We start from the raw sequence: 15,144 nt of genomic DNA, 5'->3' as shown, positions 1-15,144 counted from the left end.
AATGTCTGATATATGTGCAGCAGCATGTATTCAAGTTCTGAATGTTGAAAGTTATGAGAAGAACCAGATCATTATTAAAACCGTAGAAAATGCACAAACAACCACTTTTGTAAGAGGTTTTGCTGAATAATGAAATTGAATGATGCTCAGCAGGCTGCTGTTGATTGTATTGATGGCCCTTGCCTCGTTCTTGCTGGTGCAGGATCTGGGAAAACAAGAGTTATTACCAACAAAATAGTAAGCCTAATCAAGGAGCACTACATTCTTCCTCAAAACATTCTTGCAGTTACTTTTACAAACAAAGCTGCTCTTGAAATGAAGGATCGTGTAAAAGAGCAACTTGGAAAAGAAGTATCCTCGAAAATAACTATATCAACATTCCATTCATTAGGACTTATCATTCTTAAAGAGGATTACGCTCACGTCGGATTGAACCGTAATTTTACTTTGTTTGATCAGTACGACAGCTTAAAAATCATTAGAGATATTGTAAGAGATCAGCACCCTGAAATTCTTATTGATAATTCAGAAAAATCAGTCATAGAAGACGTTGCTGCTGAAATATCTTATTACAAAACGAATTTGTTAAGACCTGAGGATATAAAAACAAAGACAGTAAAAGCTGAAATCTATGCTTCATATTCAGCTTATCTTCAGGCATGTAATGCTGCTGATTTTGAAGATCTGATATTCAAAACCACTTTAATGCTCAACGAAAATGAAGAGATGAGAAAAAAGTGGTCCACAAAATTTGAATATATTCTTGTAGATGAGTATCAGGATACAAATGAAACACAGTACCAGCTTTTGAAAGCCCTGACATCTAAGCATAAGAAATTTACAGTTGTAGGTGATGATGATCAGTCTATTTATGCATGGCGTGGGGCCCGACCAGAAAATATTAAGGTACTAGCAAACGATTATCCTGATTTGAAAGTTATTAAACTTGAGCAGAATTATCGTTCTACTGAACATATCCTCAATTGTGCTAATGAACTTATTTCCCATAATGAACATATATTTGATAAAAAGCTGTTTACTAAATCAAATGTAGGTTCGAAAGTGAAAATTATGGAGCTTAGAACAGAAGCTCAGATGGCGGACAGAGTTGTAAGTCTGATTTTATCTGAACACTATCAGAGTTCAGCCCCATGGTCAGATTTTGCGATTTTATATCGTTCTAATTCGCAATCAAGAACAATAGAAAAAGCTCTTCACTCAGCAAGAATTCCTTGTCTTATATCTGGTGGAACCAGTTTTTATGAACAGGTTGAGATAAAAGACATGATGAGTTGGTGCCGCGTTGTATGTAACCCATACGATGATATGGCACTTCTTCGAGTTATTAACATACCAAGACGTGGTATCGGTCATGAAACAATCAATACCATTCTTGAACAAGGAAAGGCTCTTGGTAAATCTTTCTATGAGGCAGCACTAATTCCTTCAGTAACAGACAAACTCAATCAGAAACAGAAAAAAGCTGTATGTGAATTTGTATTACTTCTTACAAAACTCAGACAGTATATTCTTAATGAGAATGATAAAGAGTTGTCAGAAAAAATGGTAGAAATGATTGGATACAATGCTTACTTAAAAGCAAACACTTATTCAAATGTTGCCGCCGAAATCAAAGTTAAGAATGTTGATACCCTGATGACCTGGATACAGGACATTATTGTCGGAAAAAACGGATCTCAAAAACTGTCATTTATAGAAGCTATTGATAAATTAGGCTTAAGAGAAATGATGGATAGAAACAGAGACAATGAACAGAATGATGCAGTTCAGCTTATGACACTACATGCATCAAAAGGTCTTGAATTCCCTTTTGTATACCTTGTTGGAATGCAAGAAGGAACCCTCCCTCATAAGAATTCAATTGAAGATCAGGATGCAGGAGTGGAAGATAATGTAGCTGAAGAGCGAAGACTAGCTTACGTTGGAATAACCAGAGCTAGAAAAGATTTAACTCTCCTTCTTGCAAGAGAAGCAAATTCTCGTGGAGGCGTACCAAAAGCTGTCACACCAAGCCGTTTTCTAAAAGAGTTACCTTTAAAAGACATTGAGTACTACCCATTAGGAACGCAGGTAACTCACACAAAAGAAGAATATAAAGACTTCCTTGATATCGCATTAAGCAGTTTAAAAAATCAAAAATAACCTACATATTTTTTGATAATTTAAACTTTCATAGAAGCTGTTCATATTACAGAATAATAAAAAACCTGAAACAACTAATTGTTTCAGGTTTTTTGAATTTCAGTGCTTATAACAAATTACTTGTTACCAACAGAAATTTCCTTCATGTCTGACATGTAAGCACGTAACTTGCGACCAACGATTTCGATTGGGTGGTTACGGATTGCGTCGTTAACCTTGATTAACTCAACGTTATCAACACAGTTGTCGCCAGCTAATGTCTGTGTGAATACGTCTAACTTCTGCTTTGCCATGAAGTCCTTTAACATAGGAATTACAGCATTAGCGAATAAGTAGTTACCATACTCAGCAGTATCTGAAATAACAACGTTCATCTCGTATAAACGACGACGAGCAATTGTATTTGCAATTAAAGGTAACTCATGTAATGACTCGTAGTATGCTGACTCTGGGTAGATACCTGACTGAGTCATTGTTTCGAATGCAAGCTCAATACCAGCCTTAATGAAAGCAACTAATAAAGTGCCCTTATCGAAGTATTCCTGCTCATTGATCTTAGCATCACACTCAGGAGCATTCTCGAATGCACTCTTAGCAAAGTTCTCTCTCCAGGTTAATAGATTCTTGTCATCATTAGCCCAGTCTTCCATCATTACGCGTGAGAACTCGCCTGACTCAATGTCATCCATGTGCTTTAAGTATAGATCCTTCATTAAGCCCTTTAACTCTTCAGCTAACTTGAAAGCCTTAATCTTTGCTGGGTTTGAAAGTCTATCCATCATGTTGGTGATACCACCCTGCTTTAATGCCTCGCAGATGGTTTCCCAACCGAACTGTAATAACTTACATGCATAAGCCTTGTCAGCGCCTAAAGCAACTGCGTGGTCGTAGCATAGAATTGTTGCTGCCTGTAAAACACCGCAAAGAATTGTCTGCTCGCCCATTAAGTCTGACTTAACTTCAGCTACGAATGATGAACGTAAGCAACCTGCTCTATGACCGCCTGTACCTGCAGCCCATGCTTTAGCATATGCCCAAGCATCGCCGTTTGGATCGTTTTCTGGGTGAACAGCGATAAGAGTAGGAACACCAAAGCCTCTCTTGTACTCTTCACGAACTTCAGTACCAGGTGACTTAGGAGCAACCATAACAACAGCTAAGTCCTTACGAACCTGCATACCTAACTCGATCATGTTAAAGCCGTGTGAATAGCCTAAGCATGCACCTGACTTCATTAAAGGCTGAACAGCATTTACAACTGCTTCGTGCTGCTTATCTGGAGTTAAGTTGATTACTAAATCAGCTGTTGGGATTAACTGCTCATAAGTACCAACCTTGAAACCATTCTCAGTTGCTCTCTTGAAAGAAGCTCTCTTCTCATCGATAGCAGACTGACGTAAAGCATAGCTTACATCTAAACCTGAATCTCTTAAGTTTAAACCCTGATTTAAACCCTGAGCACCGCAACCGATAATAACGATCTTCTTGCCCTTTAAGAAATTGCAACCATCAGCAAACTCGCTACGATCCATTAACTCACAGCAACCTAACTGAGCTAATTTCTCGCGCAAATTCAATGTGTTGAAGTAATTGAAATTTGCCATTTTTAAACCTTCTGTAAAAAAAAGAAATTAAATAATTAAAACCGATACCATTCGGTAACTGATTTTTATAATAGCACAATTTTAAAAAATGGCATATAATTATTTTTATATTGCAAAATTTGCAATGAAAGATATTTAGAAGAGGCTATACAGTGATTGATTTAAAAGACGCAGCAGCATTCCTAAGATTGTGCGAAACATCCAATCTAACTAGAACTGCAACTTTATGTAATGTTAGTCCATCAACTCTTAGCAGAACTCTAAATAAATTAGAAAAAGACTTAAATACAAAGCTATGCATCAGAGATAAAAAAGGCATTTTTATTACAGATGCTGGTAGAAAATTTGAAGAGTTTGCAAGAAAAACTCTAAATGATTATGCAAAGCTTGAAACTGAGCTTGATAAAGGAGTGGGGACTCTGTCAGGCATCTGTAAGATATTCTGCTCTGTAACAGCTTCATACCTATTCATTCCAAGATTATTAAATGAGTTACATCTTTCAACACCTAATCTTGAGGTAAAACTTGAAACCGGTGATCCTGCCGATGCATTACTCAAATTAGAAGATCCTGATACTGATTTTGTTATCTGTGCTCTTCCTGCTGATATACCTGATAACATTCAGTATGTTGATCTTGTAACATTTCCATTAGTACTTATTGCACCAAAGAAACCAAGATTTTCTGCAAATATCGATATTTCATCGCTTAATCTTGCAGAAGTGCCTTTTGTTATGCCTGAAAAAGGCCAGCTCAGATATGAGGTAGAAAAATATTTCATGTCTCTTGAGGTTAGCCCGAAGGTATATTCTGAAGTTTCAGGTCATGAGGCTATAGTCTCTCTGACAGCACTAGGTTTTGGTCTGTCTGTTGTGCCAAGACTTGTTTATGAAATCTCACCATTCAAGAACGATGTTATCGTTATGAAAGAGCTTCCTTGGTCAAACTTTAGAGTTGCCCTTTGCAATCTGAAATCAAAATCAAAGGATAAGCGAATTAAAGTAGTGCATGATCTAGCAAAAAGACTTGCTCCAAGTTTTTCACCAGATCTGACAAGACGTAGAAGCGATAATGTTCTAATGTAAACTCTTTTGTATAAAGCAGTTTTCACCAATATCGACAAAATTAATCATATTATCAATATTAGGCATATTTTGTAGTAAAATATTGCAAATCACTTTTCTGAATTACGTTTCATTTTAGGAGAAACTTAATGTTCAATTCTATTAACCCTACCTCCACCAAGGCTTGGGCAAAATTAACAGCTCATTTTGAAGAGACAAAGAATCGTACTTTAAAAGATTTATTTGCAAAAGATTCAAATCGTTTTGATAAGTATTCTTTATCAATCGGTGGTGGCGATATTCTTGCTGATTTATCAAAGAACATCATTGATGAAACAACTTTAAATTTATTATTAGAGTTAGCAAAAGAAACTAAGCTAGATGAGAACATCAAGGCAATGTTCGATGGTGAAATCATCAATGCTACAGAAGGCCGTGCTGTATTACACACCGCTTTACGTAACTTCTCAGATCGCAAGATCATGGTTGACGGAAAGGATGTAATGCCTGGCGTTAAAGCTGTTCTAGACAAGATGAAGGCTTTCTCAAAGAAAGTAATTTCAGGCGAGTGGAAGGGTTACACAGGTAAGGAAATTACAGATATCGTTAACATCGGTATCGGTGGTTCTGACTTAGGCCCTGTTATGATTACTGAGTCTTTAACTCCATATCACTCAAGATTAAAGACCCACTTTGTATCAAATGTTGATGCTACACACATTGCAGAAACCTTAAAGAAGTGTGATCCTGAGACAACCTTATTTTTAATAGCATCAAAGACCTTTACAACTTTAGAGACCATGACCAATGCTCACACTGCACGTAACTGGTTCTTAAAGACTGCAAAGGACGAGAAGTTCATTGCTAAGCACTTCGTTGCTCTTTCAACTAATGAAAAGGGCTGTACAGAATTCGGTATCGATCCTGAGAACATGTTCGAGTTCTGGGACTGGGTTGGCGGTCGTTACTCATCATGGTCAGCTATCGGTTTATCAATTGCTTTAGCTTGTGGTTTCGATAACTTTGAAGAGTTCTTAAAGGGTGGTTTTGAGTATGACGAGTATTTCAGAACTGCTCCTTTTGAGAAGAACCTTTCTGTACTTTTAGCTTTAGTTGGTATCTGGTACAACAACTTCTACAAGTTCGAATCAGAAGCAATCCTTCCATACGACCAGTACATGGCAAGATTCCCAGCTTACTTCCAGCAGGGCAACATGGAATCAAATGGTAAGTATGTAGATAGAAACGGCAACAAGGTTGACTATGAAACTGGTCCTATTATCTGGGGTGAGCCAGGTACAAACGGTCAGCATGCTTTCTATCAGTTAATTCATCAGGGCACCAAGGTAATTCCATGTGACTTCATTGTTCCTGCAATCAGCCACAACCCAATTGGTGATCACCATGTAAAACTGATCTCTAACTTCTTTGCTCAGACTGAAGCTTTAGCATTCGGTAAGACCAAAGAGCAGGTAATTGCAGAGTTCGAAGCTAAGGGTACTGCAAAAGACAAGTATGAGAGCATTGTTCCTTTCAAGGTATTTGAAGGAAACCGTCCAACAAACTCATTCTTAGTTAAGGAAATCACTCCTCGTACCTTAGGTATGTTAGTTGCTATGTACGAACACAAGATCTTCGTTCAGGGTTCTATCTGGAACATCTACTCATTCGACCAGTTCGGTGTTGAGTTAGGTAAGCAGCTTGCAAACAAGATTATTCCTGAGCTACAGAATGATGAAGTTATTTCTTCACATGACAGCTCAACAAATGGTTTAATCAACGCTTACAAGAAGATGAAATAATATCTTAGTAAGCCAAGTAAAAAGCCCATACTGCAAAGTATGGGCTTTTTGTTTGTGAACACTGATATTAGCAAATAAAGAAAAAGGCTACATCGCAAAGATGTTATTTTATAAAATCTCTTAATGAATAATTCTCGTAGGTTTTCTCTACTTTGATATTCTCTGTTTTTACAAGTGTCTTTTCTTCATCAAGATAGAAAAACTCGTAACCATCTTCTGTATTCTTATTACAGCTAAAAGACAGGTAAGCTAATTTATCTGTAAACGGTGTATTCAAGCTTGTAGAGCAGATCTGGTTTGAGGAAGGAAGATTATAGTATCCACTGGTATTTTCGATTGGATCGATATAAAGCATTTCTACATCAACCAAACCTTTCCCTGTTGTCTTTACAAGACACTCTTTAACAGTCCACAATCTTGTAAATTCATGAAGCATATTTGTTTCATCAAGTGACAAAAGAAATGACTGCTCTTTGTTTGAACAAACTCTCTTGATTAAGCCTTCAAGATTGTGACGTTTTCTTTCAAATTCGATATCTACTCCAACTTCTGATCCACCAATAGCTAAAGCAAGGTATTTTCCAGAATTTGAAAGATTAAAAAAGGGATAACGTGCTTCCTTAAAACAAGGTTTTCCTGACTTAAGAGTAATAATTTCAGGAAGATAACTTATTCCATAGAATTCTATTAGAACCTTTTGCAAAAGAGCTCTACTTGCCACATGTTCATCTAGAACTCTCTGATTTGAATACTTTAAAGAAGATCTATAATCGTTGCTTAGCAATGATTCTAGTTTTAAAGCATTTTCAGTTGAACTGATGACTACTTGCATAAATTTTTATCTCAAAAAGCTAAGATACTATTCTTTCTTTAAAGGCTCATTATTATCTTCTGCACTTGTGCTTTCATCAGTTAACTTAGCTGTATCCTTATTTGATTCTTCTTCTGAAGATTCATGAGTCTGTGATGATTCTTGCTTTTCGTTTTTCTTCTTTAAAGGAATTCTTACTAGATATGCAAGAATAAACCATAAAACAAATAAGGCTAAACCTAATGCAACGCCTAAATAATAGTTATTGATAGATAAAACTGACTCAGGAATGCTAAATTTTTCAAGAAGAAAAATTATAGATTTAGGGAAAACTATAGCCGTCCAGATAAGAGTATTTGCAAGTAATAATGTCAGTATTGCAAATCTGAACTTTCTGAAAATCAAAAAGAACAGTACAGATAAAACAACAAAAACTGAACCTGCTGAAGAAAATAATGTTTGTGCAAAGTTAATATTAATCATAATTATAAATTTCTTGGTAAAATGTAATATATCAATTTTACCAAATAATAAGGTATTTATGTTTATTTCAACTCTTGATCCTATTGCTTTTTCATTAGGACCAATTCAAGTCAGATACTACGGGCTTCTCTTCTCATTAGGTTTTATCATTGGATACCTAATGATGCAGTACTTTTTCAGAAAAAAGCAATATAAAACCGATGATCTGGACAAACTGCTTGTTTATCTCTTTATTGGTACAGTTGTAGGAGCAAGACTTGCCCACTGTTTAATATACGAACCAAGTTACTATCTGTCACATCCTGTCGATATTCTTAAAATATATGAAGGCGGACTTGCAAGCCATGGTGGATGCCTAGGTGTTATAGTTGCAGTTGTATTCTTCTTGAAAAAAGCTAAATACAAGTTCCTTGAACTTGCAGATATGCTGTGTATCCCTACAGCTCTTGTTTGCTCAATGATTAGAGTTGGAAATTTTTTCAATTCAGAAATTTTAGGCTCCTATACAAATTCGGATTATGGAGTTGTATTTGCAAGATTAGGAGAAATTGCACCAAGACATCCTGCTCAGTTATATGAAGCTTTTGCATATTTCTCTATTTTTCTACTAATTTTTGCAATTTACTTTATTTCAAAGAAGAGACCTAATGGTCTTATATTCGGTCTTTTCTTCACTTTAGCATTTATTGCAAGAATCATTATTGAGCCATTTAAAATGGAACAGGCTGATTACGAAACTAGCATAAATGTTGGTCTTTTGATCTCGGTACCTTTTGTAATTGCAGGAATTTGTATAATCTTTATTTCCTTTTATTTAAATAAAAAACAACAAAATTAGGTAGGACTCAAAAAAATGTCATTAGAAGTTGTTATCCTTGCTGCAGGCAAAGGAAAAAGAATGAACTCTCAGCTACCAAAAGTACTTCATAAGGTAGCTAACAAACCAATGCTTTTCCATGTTATTGAAACAGCATTCCAATTATCTCCTAGTGCTATCCATATTGTTGTTGGACACAAATCAGAACTGATAGAAGAGGCTTTAAAAGATCTTCCTAGTGATATTTCAAGAATTGTACAGGTTTCCCACCAAAAAGAGCTTTTAGGAACCGGTGATGCTGTTGCATCAGCTCTACCTAAGATCAATGAGGAATCTGATGTTCTTGTTCTTTATGGTGACAATCCATTAACACCTTTTGATGATATTCAAAGATTAACCGCTCTTCTTGAGGATAATCCTCTTTGCGTGCTGTCAGCATACGCACGTGATCCTTTTGGATATGGTCGAATTGTCAGAAATGAAGATGGCTTCTTAAAAGAAATCGTTGAAGAAAAAGATGCCTCTGAGGAGATTAGAAAGATTAAGGAAATCAACTCTGGCATCATGGTAACAACCGCTAAGGTTCTAAAAAAATATCTACCTATGATTAAGAATGATAATAATCAAGGTGAGTACTATTTAACCGATCTTGCAGGAATCTTAGTAAAAGAAAACAAGGTTGTAGATGTTCTACAAAGTTCAAATTTTGATTTACTCACAGGTGTAAATTCAAAGCCTCAACTAGCTTTTGCTGAAAGAACATATCAGCTAATTCAGGCAAATAAGCTTTTAGCTCAGGGTGTTACCCTTGCAGATCCAAACAGATTTGATCTAAGAGGCTCTTTAAAATGCGGACAAGATGTATTCATTGACATCAACTGTATTTTTGAAGGCAACGTAACTCTTGGTAACAATGTACAGATCGGTGCAGGATGCGTAATCAAAAACTGTACAATTGATGATGATTCTATTATCTCTCCTTACACAATCATGGAAGATAGTACAATCTGCAAGAAGAATACCATTGGACCTTTTGCAAGATTACGTCCAGGCAATGTTTTAAATGATGAAGTTCATGTTGGAAACTTCGTAGAAGTAAAGAAATCAACTTTAGGTTTTGGCAGAAAATCAGGACATCTATCATATCTTGGTGATGCTGTTATCGGTAAGAATGTGAACATCGGCGCTGGTACTATCACCTGCAACTATGATGGTGCAAACAAATTCAAGACAGTTATCGGTGATGATGTCTTTGTAGGTTCAGACTCTCAGCTTGTTGCTCCTGTAGAAATTAAGAATGGTGTGACAATTGCTGCAGGTACAACTGTAACTAAGCATACACAAATGGATGAGAATTCATTAATTCTTACTAGAGCTCAGTCAGTAAAGATTGATACCTATGTAAGACCTACAAAAAAGAAATAAATTATCACTAAGCTCCTTTTTTAAGGAGCATTATCATGATAGATTATAAAAATTAGTTGCTTGTCTGTAATTTTTTTAAACTGGATTTTAATATGTGCGGAATTGTTGGTGCTATAGCACAGAGAAATGTTTCTGAAATCTTATTAGAAGGTCTATCAAGACTTGGGTATAGAGGATATGACAGTGCAGGTATCTGTACTATTACAGGAAATAAATTCTCCTGTATCAAAACAACTGGCAAGGTAAAAGTTTTAAAAGACGAGGTTAACTCTGTTGGTTGTCCAGGCCTTATCGGTATTGCTCACACAAGATGGGCAACACATGGTGTACCTTCAAAAGAAAACGCACATCCTCATATCTGTGATCATCTTGCTTTGGTTCATAATGGAATTATCGAAAATTTCCAGGAATTAAAACAGGAGTTAATTGCAGCAGGCTACTCATTTAAATCACAGACAGATACTGAAGTTCTGGTTTGTTTAATTCATTCAATGCTAAAAAAATCATCTAGCGTATTAGATGCTTTCAAGCTAGCACTTGCAAGAGTAAAGGGCTCATATGGTCTTGCTCTAGTTGACTTAAATGATCCTGATACTCTATATGCAGCAAGATCTGGCTCTCCTCTCATTATTGGTTTAGGTATTGGAGAGAACTTCATTGCATCTGATACATTAGCTCTTTTACCTGTAACAAGACGTTTTATTTATCTTGAAGAAAATGAAATTGCTGCTATTACAACAAGAGCCGTACGTGTATTTGATTTAAATGGTTGCGAAGTTGAAAAGAAGATTGTTGAAAGTGATCTAGATGCAGAAAGCATTTCTAAGGGCGAATATCGTCACTATATGCAAAAAGAAATCTTCGAGCAACCAACATCACTGCAAAATACTCTAATCGGAAGAATTATTGACGATAAGATCAGTAACGAAACTGTTGTTGGCATCGACGATAACACATTTAAAGATACCAATTTCATTCAGATTGTTGCTTGCGGAACCTCATATCATGCAGGTATGGTTGCAAGATACTGGTTTGAGGAACTAACCGGCGTTGCAACAAATGTTGAAATTGCATCTGAATACAGATACAGAAAAGCAGTTGTACCTGATAATGCGCTGTTTGTTACAATTTCTCAGTCAGGTGAAACAGCTGATACATTAGCATCTTTACGTCTTGCAAAAGAGCAAAAATTCAAGAACAGTCTTTCTATCTGCAATGTAAATGGATCTTCATTAGTTCGTGAATCCGATTACACATTATTTACAAAGGCAGGTGCTGAGATTGGTGTCGCATCAACTAAGGCATTTACTGCTCAGTTGTTATCACTTCTGTTACTTGCTCTTATTATTGCAAAGCAAAAGCAGTCTATCTCTGAGGAGAAGTATAAGGAGATAATCTCCTCATTACGCGCACTTCCTGCATTATGTCAGGACTTTCTGTCATGTGACAAGCAGATTGCAGCTTTATCAGAGCAGTTCTCAGGTAAACATCACTGCCTATTCCTAGGTCGCGGTGTAATGTACCCAATTGCTCTTGAAGGTGCACTAAAACTTAAGGAAATCAGCTATATTCATGCAGAAGGTTATGCTGCAGGTGAACTCAAGCATGGCCCTATCGCTCTTATCGATAACGAAATGCCTGTTGTAGTTGTTGCACCTGATAATGCTTTAATGGATAAGCTTGTATCAAACGTTGAAGAAGTTAGAGCTCGTGGCGCACAGCTTTATATCTTTGTGGATAACAAGGCTCAGTTAAAGAATGACAAACAGACTCAAAAGGTTGCATTACCTTCATGTCCTGAAATTCTACAGCCAATTTTATATACAATTCCTTTACAGTTATTGGCATATTACTGTGCTGTTATCAACGGAACAGATGTTGATCAGCCAAGAAATCTAGCTAAATCTGTAACTGTGGAATAATTTCTAAAAATTTTAACCATGCCTTAACCGATTATTTCGATTAAGGCATTTGTTTTTTTTATTTACCTAATCTCCTTTTTTATGCATTTTATTAATTCTTTAAAAAAAATGCTGTATCATATGCACGAATTTTTTTTTGAATATTAGATCAAATGTTAGATAGACAGTTACTATTAAGATGGGCAACTCCTTATGCCCTGATAAATTTTGCGAGAGACTGCGTAAATGTATTCGTTGTCTCATTTTACTTTTTGTATCTGTTCTCTGTGCATGGTATGTCCTACAGATACCTTGTCATCATGATCCTATCTTTAAAAGTTTTTGACATATTAAAAGAGCCTATCCTCGGTTTTATAATGGATAAACTGAGTTATTCTCTTAAAAAGGACAAATTCAAATTCTTTATTCTTACAGGTGGCATCTCGACATGTTCAATAACATTTGTAATGTTTAATATTCCAGATTTTATCGGACAAAATATCTTGTATGTGATTGCACCTCTCCTTTTGATCGTATACATGATTTCATATTCCTTTATCGATCTGTCTGTAATTTCCTTATGTGCAACATTTGGCTCAAGTGCACGTATCAGAGAAACTGTTTCTGCAATATCTCGTGGTTTTTCTGTACTTGGATTCTGCTTTACTGTAATAATGTGCTCTTATATTTTTGCTAAAAATCCAAGTCTTCCAAGTGGTGCATTCTCTTTAACTCAGGATATTTTCTCAAGAGCTTCAGCAATAGTATGTATCATACTTGCTATCTTTACATTCATGTTTGTATGTACATTTAAAGATTCATATCAGCCACGAAAAGTTCTGAATTTTGTACAGTGTATAAAAGCTTTCTTTGGAAATGATCAGCTGATGATTACTTTCAGCATCACAATCCTTCAGCAGATATCACTTTTCGTTTTCGCTGTTACTCATGGCTATTTCGTTCTTCTCTTAGACGATCTTCCAAGTAACAAAGATATGTTCATTATGATCCAGTTACCTTGGGTCTGTTCTTCACTAATTTCATTCTTATACTATAGTAAACTAGTATCAGCATTCAGCAGAAAATCCATATTTATTGCATCTTTAGCAATGACAATGTTTGCAACACTAACACTGGTTATCATTAGTTATTTCGGCTCAGTAAATCCAGTGATTCTTGCAATCTTAATGTCTATTGCAACATCAGGATATGCTCTAAATCTAGCTTCTACCACTGTTATGACTGCTGACTGTGTTGATTACGGTGAATTCAAATTCTCATGCCGATCAGAATGTATGAATTTCTCTGTACAGAGTATGTCACTTAAAATCGGTACAATGTTTGCCGTTGCAATTGCTGGTGTTTCCTTTTCATATGCAGATATTTTCTGTAAAAAAGAAGCTTATGTAGATAGAATGTACTCAATTAACATCTGCGAAGCTGTTATTGTTGTATGTTCAGTCACTATTGCAGCAATCTACATAACTTCTTATATGCTACATGGCAGTTTCTTTGAAAACATTCTAAATTCGCTGAATCTGTTTAAGGACAAAACTTCTCCTGCACAAAACAGAGCAAAGAGAAATGCTGTACGCTATGCACTTGATGAGCACTGCGTTATCTACAAGATGAGAGCCAAAAATCTTGATGAAGTAATTAAGATCCTTACTGACAGACTGTATAGCGTAAGAGCTATTACATCAAGACATGAATTCTTAGAAGGCATTTACAAAAAGCTAAATGAAAACCCTGCAGGTATTGGACATGGAATTGCAATTCCTCATGCTAGAGGTACATATGTAAAACGACCTGCTCTTGCTGTTGCATCGCTGACAGAAAAAATGGACTGTGGCTCAGCTGATAATCAGGATTGTGATTTAATATTTATGATAGCAGTACCTGATGATGGTATTTCTCACATTAGCTTAATTGGTAATCTTTCACTCATGTTATCTGAGCCTGGATTTGCTAATAAATTAAGACAGTCTGGTTCAAGTGAAGAAATTACAAGAAGACTTATTGCATGCGAAAGAAACTTATTCAACTAATAATTGCTTTTTCATTCTTCTTCTCATTTGATGTTTTTGCTAAATCAAACATCGAAGTGTGTGCTGCTCCACAAACATATAGTGCACTTGAGAATATCAAAAAATATACCAAGGTTCATTTTGAAACCTATTATGGATCATCAGATGAAATCCTTTCTATTATTTCTAATCAGAGTAAACGCTGCCATATCATTATAAGCGAGGATGAAAAAATCCCCGTTATCATGCTCAAATCAAATAAAACTGAGTTTACAAACATTAAAAGACTAGTTAGAGCACCTTTAATACTCTGGTCTAAAGATGAAAGTGCCATCGATGATAAACTCAGCATTCTAAAGAAGAAAAAAATTAAAAGTCTTGTTCATCCAAAAGCTTCATTATCCACCGTTGGTTATGCAGCTACTCAAATCATGAAAAATAAGGATTTTCCTTCAGACTTTCTAAAAGGAAAAATCTTCAGAACAGATCATGAATATGCAGCATTTTCTTTAGTTGATAATCAAAATGTTCAGGCCGGTTTTATGACAAAGCCTGTAGCTATGAAGGATGGGAAGATAGAAGGCTCCTATTATATTTTCCCATACGATAAATATGAGCCAATTTTCTATTATGTAACTTTGAACAATGAAGAAAAATCCAACCGCATTTCTACACTGTATACAGAGTTATCAACTTCTGTCAGAGTTATTACTAGCTTTGTCCTTGCAGGTTTTGATTCACTAGACTAATCGTTTTTCACATAATAACAGTCAAAACGACAGGCTTTACCATCAATAAAGCTTGAGCGTTTTACATTTAGCTCTAGTGGAGCTTCATTTGAAGGTCTTTTTACCACAAGATGGTGTTTACAGATCTTGAGTAATTCATTAGCTGTTTCTACGGTATCCTCATCGAATCCAACAAGCTCATGAAAAATTCGCATCTCTCTTTTTACTAACGCGCTCTTCTTTCTCTGAGGAAACATTGGATCGTAATAGATAACATCAGGAACACAAGGAAGTTCGCTGTTTTTCTTTACCTCAAGTA

At 35.8% G+C, this 15,144-nt stretch carries 12 protein-coding genes; 8 read left to right on the top strand and 4 right to left on the bottom strand.

Annotated elements, in window-relative coordinates; genetic code table 11:
* Positions 1–129 precede the first annotated feature (129 nt).
* The gene (locus ACJML3_RS10415) at positions 130–2,163 is read left to right on the top strand and encodes an ATP-dependent helicase (protein ID WP_406023014.1); all 2,034 of its coding nucleotides are present in this window, start codon (positions 130–132) and stop codon (positions 2,161–2,163) included.
* Between the two features lie 116 nt (positions 2,164–2,279).
* Here the strand turns inward: ACJML3_RS10415 and ilvC are convergent, their stop codons facing one another.
* Positions 2,280–3,767, bottom strand: coding sequence for a ketol-acid reductoisomerase (ilvC, locus tag ACJML3_RS10410; protein WP_406023012.1), 1,488 nt, complete (start codon positions 3,765–3,767; stop codon positions 2,280–2,282).
* A gap of 152 nt (positions 3,768–3,919) precedes the next feature.
* Between ilvC and ilvY the strand changes: the two genes are divergently transcribed.
* Together ilvY and pgi are read left to right on the top strand one after the other, a co-directional pair.
* Complete coding sequence (ilvY, locus tag ACJML3_RS10405; protein ID WP_406023010.1) at positions 3,920–4,852, top strand: HTH-type transcriptional activator IlvY; 933 nt, start codon at positions 3,920–3,922, stop codon at positions 4,850–4,852.
* A gap of 128 nt (positions 4,853–4,980) precedes the next feature.
* Positions 4,981–6,633 carry a glucose-6-phosphate isomerase gene (gene pgi, locus ACJML3_RS10400; protein WP_288135580.1) on the top strand — a complete coding sequence of 551 codons (1,653 nt, stop codon included), beginning with the start codon at positions 4,981–4,983 and terminating at the stop codon, positions 6,631–6,633.
* Positions 6,634–6,736: 103 nt separating this feature from the next.
* Here the strand turns inward: pgi and ACJML3_RS10395 are convergent, their stop codons facing one another.
* Positions 6,737–7,465: a 4'-phosphopantetheinyl transferase family protein gene (locus tag ACJML3_RS10395; RefSeq protein WP_406023008.1), complete on the bottom strand. Its 729-nt coding sequence runs from the start codon at positions 7,463–7,465 to the stop codon at positions 6,737–6,739.
* A gap of 27 nt (positions 7,466–7,492) precedes the next feature.
* Positions 7,493–7,927, bottom strand: a complete 435-nt coding sequence (locus ACJML3_RS10390) for a hypothetical protein (RefSeq protein ID WP_406023006.1) — start codon at positions 7,925–7,927, stop codon at positions 7,493–7,495.
* A 58-nt stretch (positions 7,928–7,985) separates the two neighbouring features.
* Between ACJML3_RS10390 and lgt the strand changes: the two genes are divergently transcribed.
* The 5 genes from lgt to ACJML3_RS10365 all read left to right on the top strand — a co-directional run bounded on the left by lgt (position 7,986) and on the right by ACJML3_RS10365 (position 14,846).
* On the top strand, positions 7,986–8,765 hold the full coding sequence (gene lgt, locus ACJML3_RS10385) for a prolipoprotein diacylglyceryl transferase (protein ID WP_406023003.1): 780 nt from the start codon (positions 7,986–7,988) through the stop codon (positions 8,763–8,765).
* A 15-nt stretch (positions 8,766–8,780) separates the two neighbouring features.
* Positions 8,781–10,169 (top strand): bifunctional UDP-N-acetylglucosamine diphosphorylase/glucosamine-1-phosphate N-acetyltransferase GlmU, encoded by a 1,389-nt coding sequence (glmU, locus tag ACJML3_RS10380; RefSeq protein ID WP_406023001.1) that lies wholly within the window; start codon positions 8,781–8,783, stop codon positions 10,167–10,169.
* A gap of 92 nt (positions 10,170–10,261) precedes the next feature.
* Positions 10,262–12,091, top strand: coding sequence for a glutamine--fructose-6-phosphate transaminase (isomerizing) (gene glmS / locus ACJML3_RS10375; RefSeq protein ID WP_406022999.1), 1,830 nt, complete (start codon positions 10,262–10,264; stop codon positions 12,089–12,091).
* 152 nt (positions 12,092–12,243) lie between these two features.
* Entirely contained in the window at positions 12,244–14,118 is a 1,875-nt protein-coding gene (locus ACJML3_RS10370; protein WP_406022998.1) for a PTS sugar transporter subunit IIA, read from the top strand.
* Positions 14,094–14,846 (top strand): molybdate ABC transporter substrate-binding protein, encoded by a 753-nt coding sequence (locus ACJML3_RS10365; protein WP_406022996.1) that lies wholly within the window; start codon positions 14,094–14,096, stop codon positions 14,844–14,846. The genes ACJML3_RS10370 and ACJML3_RS10365 overlap by 25 nt, the downstream gene beginning before the upstream one ends.
* Here the strand turns inward: ACJML3_RS10365 and ACJML3_RS10360 are convergent.
* A partial coding sequence (locus ACJML3_RS10360) for a class I SAM-dependent methyltransferase (RefSeq protein ID WP_406022993.1) occupies positions 14,843–15,144 on the bottom strand: 302 nt, incomplete at its 5' end. The genes ACJML3_RS10365 and ACJML3_RS10360 overlap by 4 nt on opposite strands.

Origin of the sequence: Succinivibrio sp., from assembly GCF_045124615.1 — a bacterium.
Lineage (GTDB): Bacteria > Pseudomonadota > Gammaproteobacteria > Enterobacterales > Succinivibrionaceae > Succinivibrio > Succinivibrio faecicola.
This window is presented reverse-complemented; position numbering and strand designations above follow the sequence as displayed.

What these genes read in the sequence shown, in the direction of transcription:
- ACJML3_RS10415 (WP_406023014.1), top strand. Translation starts at nt 130, where the DNA reads ATGAAATTGAATGATGCTCAGCAGGCTGCTGTTGATTGTATTGATGGC.
- ilvC (WP_406023012.1), bottom strand. Translation starts at nt 3,767, where the DNA reads ATGGCAAATTTCAATTACTTCAACACATTGAATTTGCGCGAGAAATTA.
- pgi (WP_288135580.1), top strand. Translation starts at nt 4,981, where the DNA reads ATGTTCAATTCTATTAACCCTACCTCCACCAAGGCTTGGGCAAAATTA.
- ACJML3_RS10395 (WP_406023008.1), bottom strand. Translation starts at nt 7,465, where the DNA reads ATGCAAGTAGTCATCAGTTCAACTGAAAATGCTTTAAAACTAGAATCA.
- ACJML3_RS10390 (WP_406023006.1), bottom strand. Translation starts at nt 7,927, where the DNA reads ATGATTAATATTAACTTTGCACAAACATTATTTTCTTCAGCAGGTTCA.
- lgt (WP_406023003.1), top strand. Translation starts at nt 7,986, where the DNA reads ATGTTTATTTCAACTCTTGATCCTATTGCTTTTTCATTAGGACCAATT.
- glmU (WP_406023001.1), top strand. Translation starts at nt 8,781, where the DNA reads ATGTCATTAGAAGTTGTTATCCTTGCTGCAGGCAAAGGAAAAAGAATG.
- glmS (WP_406022999.1), top strand. Translation starts at nt 10,262, where the DNA reads ATGTGCGGAATTGTTGGTGCTATAGCACAGAGAAATGTTTCTGAAATC.
- ACJML3_RS10370 (WP_406022998.1), top strand. Translation starts at nt 12,244, where the DNA reads ATGTTAGATAGACAGTTACTATTAAGATGGGCAACTCCTTATGCCCTG.
- ACJML3_RS10365 (WP_406022996.1), top strand. Translation starts at nt 14,094, where the DNA reads ATGCGAAAGAAACTTATTCAACTAATAATTGCTTTTTCATTCTTCTTC.